14 protein-coding genes are annotated in these 19,409 nt (G+C 59.4%); 10 read left to right on the plus strand and 4 right to left on the minus strand.

Features of this window, described 5'->3' with window-relative positions; genetic code table 11:
* Window positions 1-64 precede the first annotated feature (64 nt).
* Complete coding sequence (locus tag JMV15_RS18615; RefSeq protein ID WP_014717720.1) at window positions 65-523, plus strand: REP-associated tyrosine transposase; 459 nt, start codon at window positions 65-67, stop codon at window positions 521-523.
* Between the two features lie 131 nt (window positions 524-654).
* On the opposite strand, the gene JMV15_RS18620 is transcribed toward JMV15_RS18615, so the two are convergent.
* Window positions 655-1,095: a GlcG/HbpS family heme-binding protein gene (locus tag JMV15_RS18620; protein WP_014717719.1), complete on the minus strand. Its 441-nt coding sequence runs from the start codon at window positions 1,093-1,095 to the stop codon at window positions 655-657.
* 256 nt (window positions 1,096-1,351) lie between these two features.
* Here JMV15_RS18620 and gcl point away from each other — a divergent pair, with 256 nt between their 5' ends.
* The 9 genes from gcl to JMV15_RS18665 all read left to right on the plus strand — a co-directional run bounded on the left by gcl (window position 1,352) and on the right by JMV15_RS18665 (window position 12,197).
* Complete coding sequence (gene gcl, locus JMV15_RS18625; RefSeq protein ID WP_201491850.1) at window positions 1,352-3,127, plus strand: glyoxylate carboligase; 1,776 nt, start codon at window positions 1,352-1,354, stop codon at window positions 3,125-3,127.
* 10 nt (window positions 3,128-3,137) lie between these two features.
* Window positions 3,138-3,920, plus strand: coding sequence for a hydroxypyruvate isomerase (hyi, locus tag JMV15_RS18630; RefSeq protein WP_014717718.1), 783 nt, complete (start codon window positions 3,138-3,140; stop codon window positions 3,918-3,920).
* 128 nt (window positions 3,921-4,048) lie between these two features.
* Complete coding sequence (locus tag JMV15_RS18635; protein WP_020302585.1) at window positions 4,049-4,939, plus strand: 2-hydroxy-3-oxopropionate reductase; 891 nt, start codon at window positions 4,049-4,051, stop codon at window positions 4,937-4,939.
* 157 nt (window positions 4,940-5,096) lie between these two features.
* Window positions 5,097-6,377, plus strand: a complete 1,281-nt coding sequence (locus JMV15_RS18640; RefSeq protein WP_038449572.1) for a glycerate kinase type-2 family protein — start codon at window positions 5,097-5,099, stop codon at window positions 6,375-6,377.
* Complete coding sequence (gene pyk, locus JMV15_RS18645; protein ID WP_014717715.1) at window positions 6,367-7,782, plus strand: pyruvate kinase; 1,416 nt, start codon at window positions 6,367-6,369, stop codon at window positions 7,780-7,782. Before JMV15_RS18640 ends, pyk begins: the two co-directional genes overlap by 11 nt.
* A gap of 131 nt (window positions 7,783-7,913) precedes the next feature.
* Window positions 7,914-8,789 (plus strand): urea transporter, encoded by an 876-nt coding sequence (locus JMV15_RS18650; protein WP_038449570.1) that lies wholly within the window; start codon window positions 7,914-7,916, stop codon window positions 8,787-8,789.
* A 31-nt stretch (window positions 8,790-8,820) separates the two neighbouring features.
* Entirely contained in the window at window positions 8,821-9,645 is an 825-nt protein-coding gene (locus tag JMV15_RS18655) for an ion transporter (RefSeq protein WP_014717713.1), read from the plus strand.
* A 93-nt stretch (window positions 9,646-9,738) separates the two neighbouring features.
* On the plus strand, window positions 9,739-10,740 hold the full coding sequence (locus JMV15_RS18660; RefSeq protein WP_014717712.1) for a sulfate ABC transporter substrate-binding protein: 1,002 nt from the start codon (window positions 9,739-9,741) through the stop codon (window positions 10,738-10,740).
* A gap of 251 nt (window positions 10,741-10,991) precedes the next feature.
* The gene (locus tag JMV15_RS18665) at window positions 10,992-12,197 is read left to right on the plus strand and encodes an MFS transporter (RefSeq protein WP_038449568.1); all 1,206 of its coding nucleotides are present in this window, start codon (window positions 10,992-10,994) and stop codon (window positions 12,195-12,197) included.
* A gap of 118 nt (window positions 12,198-12,315) precedes the next feature.
* Here the strand turns inward: JMV15_RS18665 and JMV15_RS18670 are convergent, their stop codons facing one another.
* The 3 genes from JMV15_RS18670 to JMV15_RS18680 form a co-directional block, all read right to left on the minus strand.
* Window positions 12,316-14,106 (minus strand): M10 family metallopeptidase C-terminal domain-containing protein, encoded by a 1,791-nt coding sequence (locus tag JMV15_RS18670; protein WP_201491852.1) that lies wholly within the window; start codon window positions 14,104-14,106, stop codon window positions 12,316-12,318.
* A 381-nt stretch (window positions 14,107-14,487) separates the two neighbouring features.
* A complete protein-coding gene (locus JMV15_RS18675; protein WP_081339061.1) occupies window positions 14,488-16,845 on the minus strand; it encodes a M10 family metallopeptidase C-terminal domain-containing protein in 2,358 nt (785 codons plus the stop codon).
* 922 nt (window positions 16,846-17,767) lie between these two features.
* On the minus strand, window positions 17,768-19,333 hold the full coding sequence (locus JMV15_RS18680) for a M57 family metalloprotease (RefSeq protein ID WP_038449562.1): 1,566 nt from the start codon (window positions 19,331-19,333) through the stop codon (window positions 17,768-17,770).
* Between the last annotated feature and the right edge of the window lie 76 nt (window positions 19,334-19,409).

Below are 19,409 nucleotides of genomic sequence, written 5' to 3' on the forward strand. Positions count from 1 at the left end.
CTGCCGATCAGCCTTCGCCCCTCAGTCTAGCCTCTCAGAACACCATCTGAAGAGAGGCCAAGGAATGCCTGATCTACCTGCTTCAAAACGCCTGCGCATCGGCCGCTATAACGAATCCAACCGCATTTACCTGCTCACCACCAACACCCTTGAACGTGAGCCCATCTTCAGCGACTTCAGACTTGGCCGTCTGGTCGTACACCAATTCAGAATCGTTCAATATAAAGGGCTCGCAACCTCATTGGCCTGGGTAGTAATGCCTGATCATTTCCATTGGCTTGTTGCTCTGGAGAAAGGTTCGCTTGCCGACTTGATGCGACAAGTGAAGTCCAAGAGCACCCGAATTGTGAATGCGGTGGCTGGCCGCCAAGGTCGCCTCTGGCAGCCGGGCTTTCATGATCATGCCGTGCGTCGAGAGGAAAGCCTTGAGGGGATTGCACGCTACATCGTAGCTAATCCACTCAGGGCTGGGCTGGTAAAGAAGTTTGGCGACTATCCGCTGTGGGATGCTATTTGGGTTTGACTGTAGACCGAGTCGACTGCATCGCAGGCAAGCCAGCTCCCACACTGATTGGATTCACACAGTTGGATTTGTGAACACCGCCAATGTGGGAGCTGGCTTGCCTGCGATAGCTTACTCACAGTCAGAACGATTCAAGCCGACACCCCCGCATCCGCCATCAACCCCACCCCCTCTATCGCCGTGATCGCACACTGCTCGTCAATATCGGACGTGTCCCCGCTGATCCCAATTGCGCCGAGCACCATGCCACTCTGATCCCGAATCAACACCCCACCCGGTGCCGGCACGACGCTGCCGTGACCCAGACTGTTCAACGCCGCGATAAACGCCGGGCGCTGTTGGGCGTCCAGTGCCAGCAAACGTGAACCCTTGCCCAGGGCAATGGCGCCCCAGGCTTTGCCGATGGCGATTTGCGGGCGTAGCAGGCTGGCGCCGTCTTCGCGTTGCAGGGTGACCAGATGGCCGCCGCTGTCGAGCACGGCGATGGTCAGTGGCGCAGCCGAAATGGTGCGGCCTGCAGTAAGGGCCTGGGTGGCCAGCTGGGTGGCGAGTTTCAAGGTTAAAGCGCTCATAGGTGCCGTCCTTATCTTGTTATGGGTAACGCGGTGAGGTCTGTTTGATCAGATGCTCGATGACACAAATAGAACACAATGATATCTGTTTTTGTATACAATATTTTTCAACAAAGACTCCATACGTCGAAAAAAGCGCTTCCGACGAACGCAAAGGTCAGTTCACGAAAGGCATTGACCAACGTAGCTCGCCGTGAATACACTTTGGACAGACACCACTTGTATACAATTACAAAACGCAAGAGGCACCAAAACCATGAGCAAAATGAGAGCAATCGAAGCCGCCGTCCTGGTGATGCGCCGTGAAGGTGTGGATACCGCCTTCGGTATCCCAGGCGCCGCGATCAACCCGCTGTATTCGGCCTTGCAGAAGGTGGGTGGCATCGATCACGTCCTTGCTCGCCACGTTGAAGGCGCCTCGCACATGGCCGAGGGCTACACCCGCACCAAGGCCGGCAATATCGGCGTGTGCATCGGCACATCGGGCCCGGCGGGTACCGACATGGTCACCGGCCTGTATAGCGCCTCGGCCGACTCGATCCCGATCCTGTGCATTACCGGCCAAGCCCCCCGCGCCCGGATGCACAAGGAAGACTTCCAGGCCGTGGACATCACCAGCATCGTCAAGCCAGTGACCAAGTGGGCAACCACGGTGCTGGAACCCGGCCAAGTGCCTTACGCGTTCCAGAAAGCCTTCTATGAAATGCGCTCCGGCCGCCCTGGCCCGGTGTTGATCGACCTGCCGTTCGACTTACAGATGGCCGAGATCGAATTCGACATCGACGCCTACCAGCCGCTGCCTCTAGCCAAGCCGCTGGCGACCCGTGTGCAAGTGGAAAAAGCCCTGGCTCTGCTCGACGCAGCCGAACGCCCATTGCTGGTGAGCGGTGGTGGCGTGATCAACGCCGACGCCAGCGAGCTGCTGGTGGAGTTCGCTGAGCTGACCGGCATCCCGGTGATCCCGACCCTGATGGGCTGGGGCACGATCCCGGACGACCATCCGCTGATGGTGGGCATGGTCGGCCTGCAAACCTCGCACCGCTACGGCAACGCGACGATGCTCAAGTCGGACGTGGTGCTGGGCATCGGCAACCGCTGGGCCAACCGTCACACCGGTTCGGTCGAGGTGTACACCGAGGGCCGTAAATTCATTCACGTCGACATCGAACCGACCCAGATTGGCCGCGTGTTCACGCCGGACCTGGGCATCGTTTCTGACGCCGGCTCCGCGCTGACGATGTTCATTGAAGTGGCCCGCGAGTGGAAAGCCGCCGGCAAGCTCAAGGACCGCAGTGCCTGGTTGCATGACTGCCAACAGCGCAAGGCCACCCTGCACCGCAAGACTCACTTCGACAATGTGCCGGTCAAGCCGCAACGCGTGTACGAAGAGATGAACCAGGTGTTCGGAAAAGACACCTGCTACGTCAGCACCATCGGCCTGTCGCAGATTGCCGGCGCGCAATTCTTGCATGTGTACAAGCCCCGCCACTGGATCAACTGCGGGCAGGCCGGCCCATTGGGCTGGACCATTCCCGCAGCGCTGGGCGTGGTCAAGGCCGACCCGAGCCGCAAAGTGGTGGCCTTGTCGGGCGACTATGACTTCCAGTTCATGATCGAAGAACTGGCGGTGGGCGCGCAGTTCAAGCTGCCGTACATCCATGTGGTAGTGAACAACTCTTACCTGGGCCTGATCCGTCAGGCCCAGCGTGGGTTCGAGATGGACTACTGCGTGCAGCTGTCCTTCGACAACCTCAACGCCCCCGAACTCAACGGCTATGGCGTCGACCATGTGGCGGTTGCAGAGGGCTTGGGCTGCAAGGCTCTGCGTGTGTTCGAGCCAGGCCAGATCCAACCTGCCTTGCGCCGCGCCCAAGAGATGATCGAAGAATTCAAGGTGCCCGTGATCGTTGAGATTATTCTGGAACGGGTGACCAATATTTCCATGGGCACCGAGATCAACGCTGTCAATGAATTCGAAGATCTGGCCCTGGTCGGCAACGATGCGCCGACTGCCATTTCCCTGCTCGATTAAGGAGAACCCTATGCCGCGCTTTGCTGCCAACCTGTCCATGTTGTTTACCGAACAGGATTTCCTTGCCCGCTTCAAAGCGGCTGCCGATGCCGGTTTCCAGGGCGTGGAGTACCTGTTCCCGTATGAATTCAGCTCTGCCGATATCAAGGCGCAGCTGGACGCCAACGGCCTGACCCAGGTGCTGTTCAACCTGCCAGCCGGTGACTGGGCCAAGGGCGAGCGCGGCCTGGCTTGCCACCCGGACCGGGTCGAGGAGTTCCGTGCCGGGGTCAAACTGGCAATCGCCTATGCCCAGGTCTTGGGCAACACCCAGGTCAACTGCCTGGCGGGTATCCGGCCACAAGGCGTTGATGACGAGACCGTAGAAAAGACCTTCGTCGCCAACCTCAAGTACGCCGCCGAGAAGCTGCAGGCGGCGGGTATCAAGCTGGTGATGGAGATGATCAACACCCGCGACATTCCGGGCTTCTACCTCAACAACACGGCGCAGGCCCTGTCGATTCGCGAGCAAGTGGGCAGCGCCAACCTGTTCCTGCAATACGACATCTACCACATGCAAATCATGGAAGGCGACCTGGCGCGGACCATGGCGGCGCACCTGGGCGAGATCAACCACATTCAACTGGCGGACAACCCAGGGCGCAACGAGCCAGGTACCGGTGAGATCAACTACCGCTTCCTGTTCGAGCATCTGGACCGCATTGGTTACGCGGGTTGGGTCGGCTGTGAGTACAAGCCGTTGACCACTACCGAGGCGGGTTTGGGCTGGCTCAAAACCCATAACGCCATCTGACAACTGACACAACACAAAACAATGTGGGAGCTGGCTTGCCAGCGATGCGGACACCTCGCTGTATCAGGCATACCCAGGTGATGCCATCGCAGGCAAGCCAGCTCCCACATTAAACGAGGATTTTGATCATGGCTAAAATCGGATTCATCGGCACCGGCATCATGGGCCAACCCATGGCCGCCAACCTGCAGAAAGCAGGCCATCAACTGTTTCTCTCCGAACATCACGGCAAGGCTCCGGCTGAACTGATCAGCGCCGGCGCCGTGGCGCTGGCCAACCCGCAACAAGTGGCCCAGGAAGCCGAGTTCATCATCGTCATGGTGCCCGACACCCCTCAAGTCGATGACGTGCTGTTTCGCGCCGACGGCGTGGCTGCGGGCCTGTCACCGAACAAGGTGGTGATCGACATGAGCTCGATCTCCCCTACTGCGACCAAAGCATTCGCCGCCAAGGTCAACCAGGCCGGCGCGCAGTACCTGGACGCACCGGTGTCCGGTGGTGAAGTCGGTGCCAAGGCCGGCACCTTGAGCATCATGGTCGGCGGCGAACCGCACACGTTCGAACGCGCGTTGCCGCTGTTCCAGAGCATGGGCAAAAACATCACCCTGGTAGGCGGCAATGGCGATGGCCAGACCGCCAAGGTGGCCAACCAGATCATCGTCGCGCTGAACATCCAGGCGGTGGCCGAAGCGTTGTTGTTCGCCTCCAAAAACGGCGCCGACCCGGCCAAAGTGCGTGAAGCGCTGATGGGTGGCTTTGCATCGTCGAAGATCCTGGAAGTGCACGGCGAGCGCATGATCAAGGGCACCTTCGATCCGGGTTTCCGCATCAACCTGCACCAGAAGGACCTGAACCTGGCGCTGGCTGGTGCCAAGGAACTGGGGATCAACCTGCCGAACACCGCCGGCACCCAGCAAGTGTTCAGCACCTGCACGGCAATTGGCGGCGGTAACTGGGACCACTCGGCGCTGATCAAGGGCCTGGAGCATATGGCGAACTTCTCGATTCGCGAAAAATAACCCACACCGCTGATCGTTCCCACGCTCCGCGTGGGAATGCCTCTTGTGACGCTCCGCGTCACGCTTTGGGCGCAGAGCGTCCCGGACTGCATTCCCACGCAGAGCGTGGGAACGATCGCTGCACCTCTAATAACAAGAATCCCCCGGGAGCCCGCTTATGTCGGTCGATCCGCAACACCTGCTTCGCGAGCTGTTTGCCACAGCCATCGACGCCGCCCACCCCCGGCAAGTCCTTGAACCCTACCTGCCTGCCGACCGCAGTGGCCGTGTGATCGTGATCGGAGCCGGCAAAGCCGCGGCCGCCATGGCACTGGTCGTCGAAGACTGTTGGCAGGGCGAGGTCTCGGGCCTGGTGGTCACCCGCTACGGCCATGGCGCGCCATGCAAAAAAATCGAAGTGGTCGAAGCCGCCCATCCGGTGCCGGATGCGGCCGGCCTGGCCGTGGCCCAGCGCGTGCTGGAACTGATCAGCCATCTGGGTGAAGACGACCGCGTGATCTTCCTGCTCTCCGGCGGTGGCTCGGCTCTACTCGCCCTGCCCGCCGAGGGCATCACCCTGGCGGACAAGCAAGCCATCAACAAAGCCCTGCTTAAATCCGGCGCCACCATTGGCGAGATGAATTGCGTGCGCAAGCACCTCTCGGCGATCAAGGGCGGTCGCTTGGCCAAGGCTGCGTGGCCGGCCACGGTGTACACCTACGCGATCTCCGATGTACCGGGCGACCAGGCCACGGTGATTGCCTCGGGCCCGACCGTCGGTGACCCGAGCACCTCACAACAGGCCCTGGCGATCCTCAAGCGTTACCACATCGACGCCCCCGCTTCGGTGCGCAGTTGGTTGCAGAACCCGGCCTCGGAAACCGTCAAGCCCGGCGACCCGGTGCTTGCCCGCAGCCACTTCCAATTGATCGCCCGCCCGCAGCAATCCCTGGAAGCGGTAGCAGTAAAAGTGCGCCAGGCCGGTTTCAGCCCGCTGATCCTCGGTGATCTGGAAGGCGAAGCCCGCGATGTGGCCAAGGTACACGCCGGCATCGCCCGCCAGATCGTGCAGCACGGCCAGCCACTGGCGGCGCCGTGCGTGATCCTTTCGGGGGGCGAAACCACCGTCACCGTACGCGGCGACGGCCGTGGCGGGCGCAACGCGGAATTCCTCTTGAGCCTCACCGACAGCCTCAAGGGCCTGCCCGGCGTGTACGCCCTGGCCGGCGATACCGATGGCATCGACGGTTCAGAAGACAACGCCGGCGCGATCATGACCCCCTGCAGCTACCGCCGTGCCGAAGCCCTGGGCCTGTCGGCCAGTGATGAGCTGGACAACAACAACGGCTACGGCTATTTCGCCGCCCTGGGCGACTTGATCGTCACCGAGCCGACGCGCACCAACGTCAACGACTTGCGCGCCATCCTGATCCTTGAGACTGCCAACCATGACGCCTGACAAGAAGGTCAAAATCCTCGCCACTCTGGGCCCGGCCACCGACGGTATCGATGACATCCGCGAGCTGGTGGAGGCCGGGGTAAATATCTTCCGCCTCAACTTCAGCCACGGTGACCACGCCGACCATGCCCAGCGCTACCAGTGGATTCGCCAGGTCGAGCGCCAGCTCAACTACCCGCTCGGTATCCTCATGGACCTGCAAGGGCCGAAGCTGCGGGTGGGACGCTTTGCCGAAGGCAAGGTGCAGCTCGTACGCGGCCAGGCCCTGCGCCTGGACCTGGATGAAACTTTGGGGGACCAACGCCGGGTCAACCTGCCCCACCCGGAAATCATCGCGGCCCTGGAGCCGGGCATGGACCTGCTGCTCGACGACGGCAAGCTGCGCCTGCGCGTGATCACCAAGCATGCCGACGCCATCGACACCACCGTGCTCAATGGCGGCGAACTGTCTGACCGTAAAGGTGTGAACGTCCCACAAGCGCTGTTGGAACTGAGCCCACTCACCGCCAAGGACCGCCGCGACCTGAGCTTCGGCCTGGAGCTGGGTGTGGACTGGGTGGCGCTGTCGTTTGTGCAGCGCCCGGAAGACATCCGCGAAGCCCGCGAGCTGATTGGTGATAAGGCGTTTTTGATGGCCAAGATCGAAAAGCCGTCAGCGGTGCAACGGCTGCGCGAAATCGCCGAACTGAGCGACGCGATCATGGTGGCCCGGGGTGATTTGGGCGTGGAAGTGCCGGCCGAGAGCGTGCCGCAGATCCAGAAAGACATCATCAGCACCTGCCGCCAACTGGGTAAGCCGGTGGTGGTGGCCACGCAGATGCTCGAATCCATGCGCTTCTCGCCAGCACCCACCCGCGCCGAAGTCACCGATGTCGCCAATGCGGTGGCTGAAGGTGCGGACGCGGTGATGCTGTCGGCGGAAACCGCCTCGGGCGAGTACCCGCTGGAAGCGGTGCAGATGATGAGCAAGATCATCCGCCAGGTGGAAAACGGCCCAGACTACCAGGCACAGTTGGATGTCAGCCGGCCCAAGGCAGATGCCACGGTGTCGGACGCCATCAGCTGCGCGATCCGCCGCATCAGCAGCATCCTGCCGGTGGCGGTGCTGGTGAACTACAGCGAGTCCGGCAGTTCCAGCTTGCGCGCGGCGCGGGAGCGGCCCGTGGCGCCGATCCTCAACCTCACGCCCAACCTGTCCACGGCGCGACGCCTGAGCGTGGCGTGGGGCGTGCACTCGGTAGTCAATGATCGGCTGCGCCAGGTGGACGAGGTGTGTTCCACCGCGCTGGAAATTGCCCAGGCCCAGGGCATGGCGCAGCGTGGCGATACCTTGGTGATTACCGCAGGGGTGCCGTTCGGGCAGCCGGGGTCCACCAATTCGCTGCGTATAGAGACGCTGATTTAGCGCCTGTCAGGGCCTCATCGCGGGCAAGCCCGGCTCCCACATTTGATCGAGTTTGCATGTCGAACATCAATCAAATGTGGGAGCTGGCTTGCCTGCGAGGAGGGCAACTCGGTCTTATTGACTCAACCCAAATGCACAACCCAACCTGCCCCGACTGGGCCGAAGCCCTGCTCAACGGCTTCAGCCAAATCTTCCTGCAGCGCCACCCGCTGTGCGGCCTGCTGTGCCTGCTGGCGATCCTGATCGGCGCCCCGGCGTTGCTCGGCGGTGCCTTGCTGGGAGGTGTCGCGGGGTTGCTCACGGCCCAGCGCCGGGGGTATCCCAAGGCCGAGCGCCAGGCCGGGCTGTATAGCTACAACGGCGTATTGCTGGGCCTGTTGATCAGCCAGCACTTTGCCTGGTCGGCGCTGGTGCCGCCGCTGATCCTGGCGTGCGGCGGCTTGAGTGCCATCCTCACCCGGCACTGGTTGAAACACGCGACCCAACCCCTGGATTTGCCAGCGTACACCGCGCCCTTTGTTGGGCTGGGCTGGTTGCTGCTCGGCCAGGTCCCGCAGAACACCCTTGCGCTGAGCGAGCCCGACACTGTCGCTATACTGGCCGCGCCCTTCACCGGCCTTGGGCAAATCATGCTGCTGGACCAGCCCCTGGCGGGTGTGCTGATCGCCTTGGGCTTGCTGCTGGCCGACCGTCGCGCCGTCGCGTGGGCCTTGGGCGGCGCCACTCTCGGCATGCTGGCCGGCCTGTGGTTGAACGACGCCACTGGCGCTCTGCTCGGCCTGCACAGCTATAACCCCGCGCTGGCCGCCCTGGCCCTGTGCTCGTCGCGTCGCCAGCCTTGGTTGCCGCTGCTGGGTATCGGCCTGGCCATCCTGCTCACCCCAGGCTTCGCCGCCCTGCACCTGCCCGCGCTGACCGCGCCGTTTATCCTCGCGTGCTGGCTGGTGCGCGCCGGTCAGCGAATGCTGCACAAGCCTCACATGGACAGCCCGTACGAATCGCCCTAGGCTTGCTCGATATTCGTTTCAGGCAGGGTTTATGGACAGCAACAACGACTGGCGCCAGCGCCTCTACATCATGGTGTTCCAAAGCGACACCGTCGCCGGGCGGCGCTTTGACGGCATCCTGCTGCTGATCATCCTCGCCAGCCTGGTGATCGTGATGCTCGACAGCATCGACACAATTCACCAGAACTACGCCGACGTGCTGGCCTATATCGAGTGGGGTTTCACGCTGATCTTCGCCATCGAGTACGGCCTGCGCCTGTATTGCTCGCCCAAGCCGCTGCGCTATGCCTTCAGCTTTTATGGCTTGGTGGACCTGCTCGCCATCGTCCCCGGCATCCTCGCGCTGTACTACAGCGACGCCCAGTATCTGCTGATCATCCGCATCATCCGCATGCTGCGCATCTTCCGCGTGCTCAAGCTCAGCCCGTATCTCAAGCAGGCCAACTACCTGATGGCGGCGCTGCGCGGCAGCAAGCAGAAGATCGTGGTGTTCCTGGTCAGCGTGTGCACCCTGGTGACGGTGTTCGGCACGTTGATGTACGTGATCGAAGGCCCGGAACATGGCTTTACCAGTATCCCCAAGGGCATCTACTGGGCGATCGTCACCCTGACCACCGTGGGCTTCGGCGATATCGTGCCCAAGACGCCCCTGGGCCAGGTTATTTCATCGCTGGTGATGATCACCGGTTACTCGATCATCGCCGTGCCGACGGGTATTTTTACCGCTGAACTGGCCAGTGCCATGCGCGGCGAACAGCTGCATACCGACTGCCCAGTGTGCAAGAAGGACAGCCATGAACCCAACGCCGCGTTTTGTGCGCGCTGTGGCAGCAATCTGTTTCGCAAACTGGAATAAGCAAAGTTCTTTTTAATCTTTAAAGCTCTATGAAGGCCCGGCTATAGTCGCTGGCAAATTGCCTCCCTCTTCTCGAACAACAAGGAATGAGCAGTGAAAAAAATCCTCAGCGCCTCCCTACTGGCCGCCGGCCTGGCCCTGGCGGGCTCCGCCCAGGCAGCGACCACCCTGCTCAACGTCTCCTACGACGTGATGCGCGATTTCTACAAGGACTACAACGCCGCCTTCCAGAAGCATTGGGCAGCCGAGCACCCGGACGACAAGCTGACGTTGCAGATGTCCTTCGGCGGCTCCAGCAAACAGGCGCGCTCAGTGATCGACGGCCTGCCCGCCGATGTGATCACCATGAACATGGCCACCGACATCAATGCCCTGGTCGACAACGGCAAGCTGGTGCCGGACAACTGGGTGACACGCCTGCCGAATAACAGTGCGCCATTCACCTCAGCCACAGTCTTTATCGTGCGCAAAGGCAACCCCAAGGCGTTGAAAGACTGGCCCGACCTGCTCAAGGATGGCGTGCAAGTGATCGTGCCCAACCCGAAGACCTCGGGCAACGGCCGCTACACCTACCTGTCGGCCTGGGGCTACGTGTTGAAGAACGGCGGCGATGAAGACAAGGCCAAGACCTTCGTTGGAAAGTTGTTCAAGCAAGCGCCCGTGCTGGACACCGGTGGCCGCGCCGCCACCACCACCTTCATGACCAACCAGATTGGCGACGTGTTGGTGACCTTTGAAAACGAAGCGGAAATGATCGCCCGTGAGTTTGGCCGTGATCAGTTCGAAGTGGTCTACCCAAGCGTCTCCGCCGAAGCCGAACCGCCGGTGTCGGTGGTGGATAAAGTGGTCGAGAAAAAAGGCACTCGTGCGGTGGCTGAGGACTACCTCAAGTATCTGTGGTCGCCCGAAGGCCAGGAAATTGCGGCCAACAATTACCTGCGCCCACGGGACCCTAAGGTGCTGGCCAAGTACACCGACCGGTTCCCCAAGGTGGACTTCCTGTCGGTGGAGAAGACCTTCGGCGACTGGCGCACAGTGCAAAAGACCCATTTCAATGATGGCGGGGTGTTTGACCAGATCTACTCTGGCCAATAATCCATCTGACTGAATCAACTCGGTCAAACCTGTGGGAGCTGGCTTGCCTGCGAAAGCGATCTATCAGTCATATTTCTGGTGACTGGTGCACCGCCATCGCAGGCAAGCCAGCTCCCACTTTTTTGCGTAGGGCAGATGTGTCTGAATGTATCATCAGCCGGCATAAGTGATATCACCACAAGCAGCCTACTCACTTGCGAGCCTTGTCTTTACTCTCTCACGCCATCGTCCTTCGCCTTTATGAGTACACCATGAACGCAACCTCTCACGCTGCAGGCACCATGACCCGGGGCATGGTCATGCTGTTCGCGTTTTGCTGCGGCGCCATTGTCGCCAACATCTACTACGCGCAACCGATCATCGAGCTGATTGCCCCGGACATTGGCCTGACGCCGGCAATGGCCAGCCTGATCGTGTCCCTCACGCAAATCGGCTATGCCCTGGGCCTGTTTTTCCTGGTGCCTCTGGGCGACCTGCTGGAAAACCGCAAGCTGATGATCGCCACCACCGTCGTGGCGATCGCCAGCCTGCTGGGTGCGGCGTTTATCAAACAGCCGAACCTGTTCCTGCTGGTGTCGCTGCTGATCGGTTTCAGTTCCGTCTCGGTGCAGATCCTGATTCCGCTGGCCGCACACCTGGCGCCGGCCGAGTCCCGTGGGCGGGTGGTCGGCAGCATCATGGGCGGCCTGCTGCTGGGCATCCTGCTGGCACGGCCGGTGTCGAGCGTGGTGGCCGACCACTTCGGCTGGCGTGCGATGTTCATAGCGGCCGCCGCACTGATGGCGTTCATCAGCGTGGTGCTGATGCTGACAATCCCCAAGCGCCAACCCGATCACAGTGCCAGCTATGGCCAGTTGCTGCGCTCCCTGGGCACCCTGTTGCGTGAACAACCGCTGTTGCGCCAGCGGGCGTTCTACCAGGGTTGCATGTTCGCCGCCTTCAGCCTGTTCTGGACTGCCGTACCACTGGAACTGGCGCGTAACCACGGCCTGAGCCAAAGCGAGATCGCACTGTTTGCCCTGGTCGGTGCACTTGGCGCCATCGCCGCGCCCATGGCCGGTCGCCTGGCCGACGCAGGCCATACCCACCGCGCCTCGTTGCTGGCGATGCTGTTTGGCGCGCTGAGTTTCCTGCCGGCGTTGGTACACCCGCTTTACAGCGTGATCGGCCTGGCAGTCACCGGTGTGGTTCTGGACTTCTGCGTGCAGATGAATATGGTCCTCGGCCAGCGCGCCATCTACGCCCTCGATGCCAACAGCCGCAGCCGCCTGAACGCGCTGTACATGACCAGCATTTTTATCGGCGGTGCGTTCGGTTCAGCGATTGCCAGCAGCGTGTATGAACATGGCGGCTGGTTGGCCGTCATGCTGGTGGGCAGTGCATTTGCGCTGGTTGCGTTGTTGCGTTTCATGAGCGTTGCACGTAAAGCCGCGTTGGCCACCGTCCAAGCGTCCTGACGAGCCCGTGCGCCACTTCAAAACGCACAAAAGGGCGGGACTTAATCAACACGTGAGTAAGTCCCGCCCCCGCCTTGCTTCCAGCAGTGGCGCCCGTCAAAGGCGCGCGATCAAGGCATTAGAGATAACTGCCCTCTTTGATGTTGAGCCCGATGACATCTTCTGGACTGATCATTCGGGTGCTTTTGATCAGGAAGTCGGTCTTGCCATCGCCATCCAGGTCGACCGCCAGCAAGTAACGTCCCGTTTGCGGATTAAACTTGATGATGGTGTCGCCTGCCGCCCCCGTATAGTTCTCGACGAAGTTCAACGCTACCTTGCCGTCGAGCACCATTTGCGACAGGTCGATCTTGTCCTGCCCCGTGTTGAAGTCCAACAACAAGTCGGCATTGGCACGGGTTGAATCGCTAAAGGCGTTGAACTTGAAGGTGTTCCAACCGCCACCGCCCACCAACGTATCGGCCCCCGCGCCACCGGTGAGCACATTATCCGCACTGTTACCGATGATGCGATCGTTACCATGGCCCCCCACAGCATTTTCGATCACCGTCTTCTCGCCGATCCTGACGTTTTCCTTCAGCCCCCCCACGCTGGAAAACGAACCACCGCGCAAGTTGATGATTTGATCCTGCTTGAAGCCAGAGAAATCAAAGGTATCGTTCCCACGCTCATCCCATACGTTGAAGTCTGGCTTATCGGCTGCGGACGTCAGGGTCGTTTCCGCCTTGCCAGTATTCGAGTTGAATCCATAGGTGGTGTCATCGGTTCTGGTGTCACGGGGTTGCTTGGGTTTATCAACGACTGGCAGGGTGTCGACGTTGAGCTTGGGCTTATCAACGACTGGCAGGGTGTCGACGTTGGGCTTGGGCTTATCAACGACTGACATGGTGTCGATGTTGGGCTTGGGCTTATCAACGACTGGCAGGGTGCCGACGTTGGGCTTGGGCTTATCAACGACTGGCAGGGTGCCGACGTTGGGCTTGGCCTTATCAACGACTGGCAGGGTGTCGACGTTGGGCTTGGGCTTATCAACGACTGACATGGTGTCGACGTTGGGCTTGGACTTATCAACGACTGGCAGGGTGTCGACGTTGGGCTTGGGCTTATCAACGACTGGCAGGGTGTCGACGTTGGGCTTGGGCTTATCAACGACTGGCAGGGTGTCGACGCTGGGTTTGGGCTTATCAACGACTGGCAGGGTGTCGACGCTGGGTTTGGGCTTACCACCGACTGGCGTGGTGTCGATGTTGGGCTTGGGCCTATCACTTACTGGCGTGGTGTAGCCACTTGGCCGAGGCTGATCGGCTATCGGCTTGGTACCGCCGTTTGGCCGGGGCTGATCGGCTGCCGGCTTGGTACCGCCGTTTGGCTGAGACTGATCTGTTGCCCCCTTGGTACCGCCGTTTGGCTGGGGCTGATCGGCTGCCGGCTTGGTACCGCCGTTTGGCCGGGGCTGATCGGCTGCCGGCTTGGTAACGCCGTTTGGCTGAGACTGATCTGTTGCCCCCTTGGTACCGCCGTTTGGCTGGGGCTGATCGGCTGCCGGCTTGGTACCGCCGTTTGGCCGGGGCTCAGGAGTGGGTTTGGTATTTTCCTCTGCCATCGGATAGCAACGGGCCGTCACCACGTTGCCGGAATGGATGTCTCCAAGTCGAAGCAGCCCCGAGTTTAGACTCAATCCATACATTCGCTGCTGATGAGTGCGTGCCCCTATCAGCGGAGCAGAAAGATTAAGCAATTGAGAGTTTGTTGAGGCTTGTTTGTCGGCTGCTAAGTTCGCGTCGCGATGAAGGAAACTGGCAGCCTCACTTTCAGCTGGATTGCCAGAACGTAGCACCTGAGACGGCTGAGGGGCCGCGTTCGGTGTGGGCACATAATAATTTGCAGCGGGTGTATTTGCATTGATCATAATCACGTTTCTCAGTTAGTTAAAAACAACAACACAACACTTCACACGTAAGTCACCGGTGAATTCCTAGACATCCAACTTCATTAATAGCCATTCAAATCTTTAAGTCGATCAACCTCCCCTTCCGAGCCGCTACGGCCAGTCCGTGCATAACCGCCCACCCATTCAACCATTCACAACCCAAGAAAATTAATTACCCGACAAACCAATCTTTATATAAGTATCACAGCACCCGCTTTACTGACGAACATCAAGCCATTGCTGATTGTTTGCACTTATACACTGCGTAATACATGATTTGATTTTGCAACAGACTCGATTTAAATCGAGCAATCAGCGCGACTTTTTTACTTATAAAAGCAGCACGCTACTTGAACGTATTCAGCGTGCGGCTGCCGGTGAATGGCGCCCGTTCCAAGACCGCGCTGAATACGCCGACTGATCGTTTCGACTGGCAGCTCTCGGCTCGCAAGGATCCGGTTGCCGATCACAGGGATCTGGACGAGGCGTCGGCTCGCGGGTCACCGGCCATGGCCGGGGCTCACGCGGGTTCGGGCGCGGCATGGGCTCACACGGGGCCGGACGTGGTGTCGGCTCGCGGGGCTCAGGCCGTGGCCTGGGGTCACGCGGGGACGGGCGCGGCATGGGCTCACACGGGTCTGGACGTGGTGTCGGCTCGCGGGTCTCCGGGCGTGGCCGGGGGTCACGCGGCTTCGGGCGTGGCGTTGGCTCACACGGGTCTGGACGTGGTGTCGGCTCGCGGGTCTCCGGGCGTGGCCGGGGGTCACGCGGCTTCGGGCGTGGCGTTGGCTCCCACGGGTCTGGACGTGGCGTCGGTTCGCGGGTCTCCGGGCGTGGCCAAGGGTCACGCGGGTGCGGGCGTGGCGTGGGCTTCCACGGGGCTGGACGTGGCGTCGGCTCGCGGGTCTCCGGGCGTGGCCGAGGGTCACGCGGCTTCGGGCGTGGCGTTGGCTCCCACGGGTCTGGACGTGGCGTCGGCTCGCGGGTCTCAGGCCGTGGCCTGGGTTCACGCGGGGACGGGCGCGGCTTTGGCTCACACAGGTCTGGACGTGGCGTCGGCTCACAAGGCTCTGGCCGTGGCTTCGGCTCACAGCGGTCCGGACTTGGCTTCGGCTCACAAGGGTCTGGCTGTGGCTTCGGCTCACAGCGGTCCGGACTTGGCTTCGGCTCACAAGGGTCTGGCTGTGGCTTCGGCTCACAGCGGTCTGGACTTGGCTTCGGCTCACAAGGGTCTGGCTGTGGCTTCGGCTCACAGCGGTCTGGACTTGGCCTGGGCTCCTCAGGCTTTGGCTCCTTCGGTTTGGGCTCAGGCTTGGTTTTGGGCTCGTCGAATTGAGGCCGCGGCGCAGGCTTGGGGTCTTTCGGTTCAGGGTTTGGCGTAGGGGTATCGCCGTGTGCCACGACATCACCCGCGTTTATCCGGCCGATGCTTTTTACGAACAGGTCAGCCTTGCCGTTGCCCGTCAGGTCCAGGGCCAGACTTCCCTCATTACTGCCCTCGCTGTAACTCATCACAGCCTGGCCGGGTTGACCCGTTAAGCGATCAACGAATTTAAGCGCACTGAGATTGGCCCTTTTCAAAGCCCCGGAGACGTCAATTTTGTCTGCACCACTTTCAAAATCCAGAATTACATCGGGGTTATCCGGCGTGGAATCATTGGCATGGTCATAGACGAAAGTGTCTGCCCCCCCTCCCCCTGACAACCGGTCTGCTCCACCGCCCCCTTTGAGACGATTGGCGACCTGGTTACCTATGAGAGCGTCATCTCCCTTGCCGCCCACCGCGTTTTCCAGTGTGACGCCCTTGGCTATGGAGACATTACCCTTCAACGCACCGACATCCGAAAAAGACTCGGCATTGAGATTGATTTTCTGAGGCTGTGAATACCCAGAGAAATCCAACGTGTCTTTCCCACCACCATCCCACACACAAAAAACAGGGTTGTCATTTGGCGACTTCAAACTAAGCGCTTCACGGTTCGTATTGGAATTAAACCCATAGGTTGTATCGGTATTGCGCGTATTGGTATTCGGCCCATACAGTTTCTGGACAGCCGAGATGTCATCCATCATCGGCGCAGAAGGGTTCAACAATTTGAAGTCGTGGCCTGGCTGGTTTTTTTCTGAATAGTAACTCATCACCGAACGCGCTCGAGTATCCCCTGCATAGACTGCGTCACGCCCATAGTTACCAAAACCATCATAACGCCCCGGGTGTTCCAGGCCGATTGAATGACCTATTTCATGGATAAGCACTCCGCGAAAATAATGACCCAGTGGAGGGTTCGCCCCCGCATTCGCCGTTCCAATATTTACGAAGGTTCGAGTCATGAACTTATCAGGCAGTGAGGCCACTCCCCCCGGTGTTCCGGGCATTTCACTGATATCAACATGACCGTCTGAATGTTGCGGTTTTTCAGTAAATGTAACGTTAGCGACATCCTGCCAGGATTGCAGTGCCTGCCTGACCTGCTCTGCCTGCTGCGGGGTAAAGCCCTTGGAGACGCGAACGGACAAGGTAATTTTGCCGTCACCATTATTATCATGAACCTTGAAACCGTTGCGGGTGATGTGTTTTCCCGCCTGTTCCGTAGTAAACACCGGCTTTTTACTATTGAGTGTATAGGCCCCGGCAGGGCTTTCTGGGCTGATACTGCTATTAAGAGCTGGTTCCTTGGGTATAACAATATTAGGTGTGGATGGTCCTGGCACTCTCATAAACCAACGTCCTCATAAAAATCAGACTCGAGGCTGTAACATCAGCACGTTCGAGATACCGATTCCCGCCCACCAAGAGCAGCAGTAGTTATCGGCACAGCGTTAAATTCGCACACTCCCCTGCCGTACACCAGCGGTGAAATAATTCAACTCGACACACTCTAAAATTTAAAAACACTTTAATCTTATACTTGAAAACTTCCGAAACCCCAGAACAGATAGCACTTTAACCGCAAACATGATAACTCTTTGTTTTGCATGAACATTAAACCTCACAAACACACTTTACATAATTTTTATTGCAAAGCGTTATTCACAATCAGACAACACCCCAATCGCCCAAAAACCTATACCCGACTGGCAACTTTTAACCCGTCCTACACAACAACCCAATGCACAGACGAATAGCAGAGTTCGTATTGAAAGAAAAAACCTGCGGTGCTCATACAACGGCTTTAGTCTGGCCGAGGACGGTCATTGAATGTACTGCAACAACCGATCCGGCTGACGCTCCAAAACTGAAACATGAAAAACGCACTGCAATACGGCCAGTGTGTGCCTCAACGGGAGTGTTCGACGGTTGAGCAGAGCCTTGCAGGCGCCCTATGAAGCGACGAAGCAGAACGATCACCGAGCGCTGATAGCCCGCTGCAAAGGACACGGCTGAAGGGAGAAAACGTACGGCAGGCAGGCTTGAACGCGGTGATGCGCGCGTTCAAGCCTGGACAGAGGTAACCGGGAGAGCGGCGCTACGGCACAAAGGTGCAAGCGCAATCGTTGGGTTGCAGGGGCTGGCATTCCCAGGCAATCACCGTCAGGAAAAGCTGCAAGCTCAAGGCGGTGAAAGGTACGCGTGTCGTTGGTCAGACGCTGCGATGGCATGCTCTGGGCTGATCAAGGGACTAGCCAATAGCCACCGGACTCACCGGAATATCGACCGCACCTTATTTACAAACCCCTTGAACGATGAAAAAACTTTCTGGATAAACCTTCTCCCCGACCGGGGCGCCGGGCCGGGGCTTGGCCTCGGCTCTGGCTGTGGGTCAGGGTCAGGCTTGGGATCAGGCTTGGAGTCAGTCGGCTCCGAAATGGGACTGGGAACGGGACTCGGAACGGGTTCCGACACAGGGACAACAGTGGGCCCAGGCGTCGGTGTGACAGTCGGCGCCTCACCGTTCCAGATCACATCCGTCTGCTTGATCTGGCTTTGGCTGGCGATCATCAGATCCGCCGTGCCGTTCCCCGTTGTATCCACAGCCAACGTGGAACGGCCAGTCTTCGAGTCATGACCGAGCACGGCATCTCCCGCTTTTGTGCCGAATTTATCAACGAAATTCAACGACTTGATCCCTGCCTCCTGGAGAACGCCGGTGAGGTCGATCTTGTCGAGCCCGCTTTGGAAGTCCTGAATAACGTCTGGGTTCTGCGGTGTCGAATCGCCGATGCGGTGATACACAAACGTGTCTGCCCCTGCACCGCCGTGCAACTTATCGGCACCCTTGCCGCCCGTAAGGCGATTGTTGCCCTCGTTTCCCGTCAAGGTATCGTTGCCGGCACCGCCGATGGCATTTTCGACAATGACGCCCTTGGCAATCGATACGTTCCCGCGCAAGCCTCCCACGTCCGAAAACGCCTCAGCCTTGAGGTTGATGGTTTGGTTCTGGGTAAACCCGGAGAAATCGAGCGTATCGTTACCGCCGCCATCCCAGACGGTAAAAATCGGCTTGTCACTCCCCTGCTTGAGGCTGTAGACCTCGCGGCCGGCATTGGAATTGAAGCCATAGATAGTGTCGGTATTGCGGGTCTTCGTATTGGCGCCATAGAGCCGCTGTGCTGCCGCAACATCGTCCATCATCGGTGCCGCCGGGCTGCGGCCGGCAAACTTGTGCCCCGGTTGATGGGTCTCGGCCCAATAGCTCATGACACTGCGTGCCTTGGTGTCCTGTGCATATTCGGCACTGCGCTCGTAGTTGAAGCCTTGGCCATTGTATTCACCTGGATGACTGAGCCCCAGGGTATGCCCCAGTTCATGGATCAACAAACCCAGAAAGTGGCTGCCCATGGTCGGGTTCTGCCCACCCGAAGTGCCTATATTGGCCTGGACTTTTGCATGCTGACCGAACGGAAAGGTTGCCCAGCCTCCCGATCCGCCAGTCCCCTTGATAGTGATCTTGCCATCGGTGTTTGAGCCATTTTCAACAAATTCGATATTGGCGATATCCGCCCAGTATTGAAGGGCTTGCCTGGCTCGCTCTTTCTGCGCCGCATTGAACCCCCCGGAAAAGTTAAACCCCACCACAACTTTTCCATCTCTATTACTGTCCTTAAACTTCGCATTACTGCGCGTAATATGTTTCGCCGCCTGGTCCGTGGTGAAAGATTTTTTATTATTGGCCCAACGAATAACTTGCTTCTCATCAGGTGAAAAATTGGAGTTCAATGTCTCAGGGGGATGCGACTGGAAAGACTGTCTAACTGGGATATGCATGGCACTTTACTACTCTGAACAGTGAAATGAATCGTCCATGTACAGGAGTTATCGATGCCGACTGTTCCGTAGTCAG

This window comes from Pseudomonas paracarnis (assembly GCF_904063055.1).
Lineage (GTDB): Bacteria > Pseudomonadota > Gammaproteobacteria > Pseudomonadales > Pseudomonadaceae > Aquipseudomonas > Aquipseudomonas paracarnis.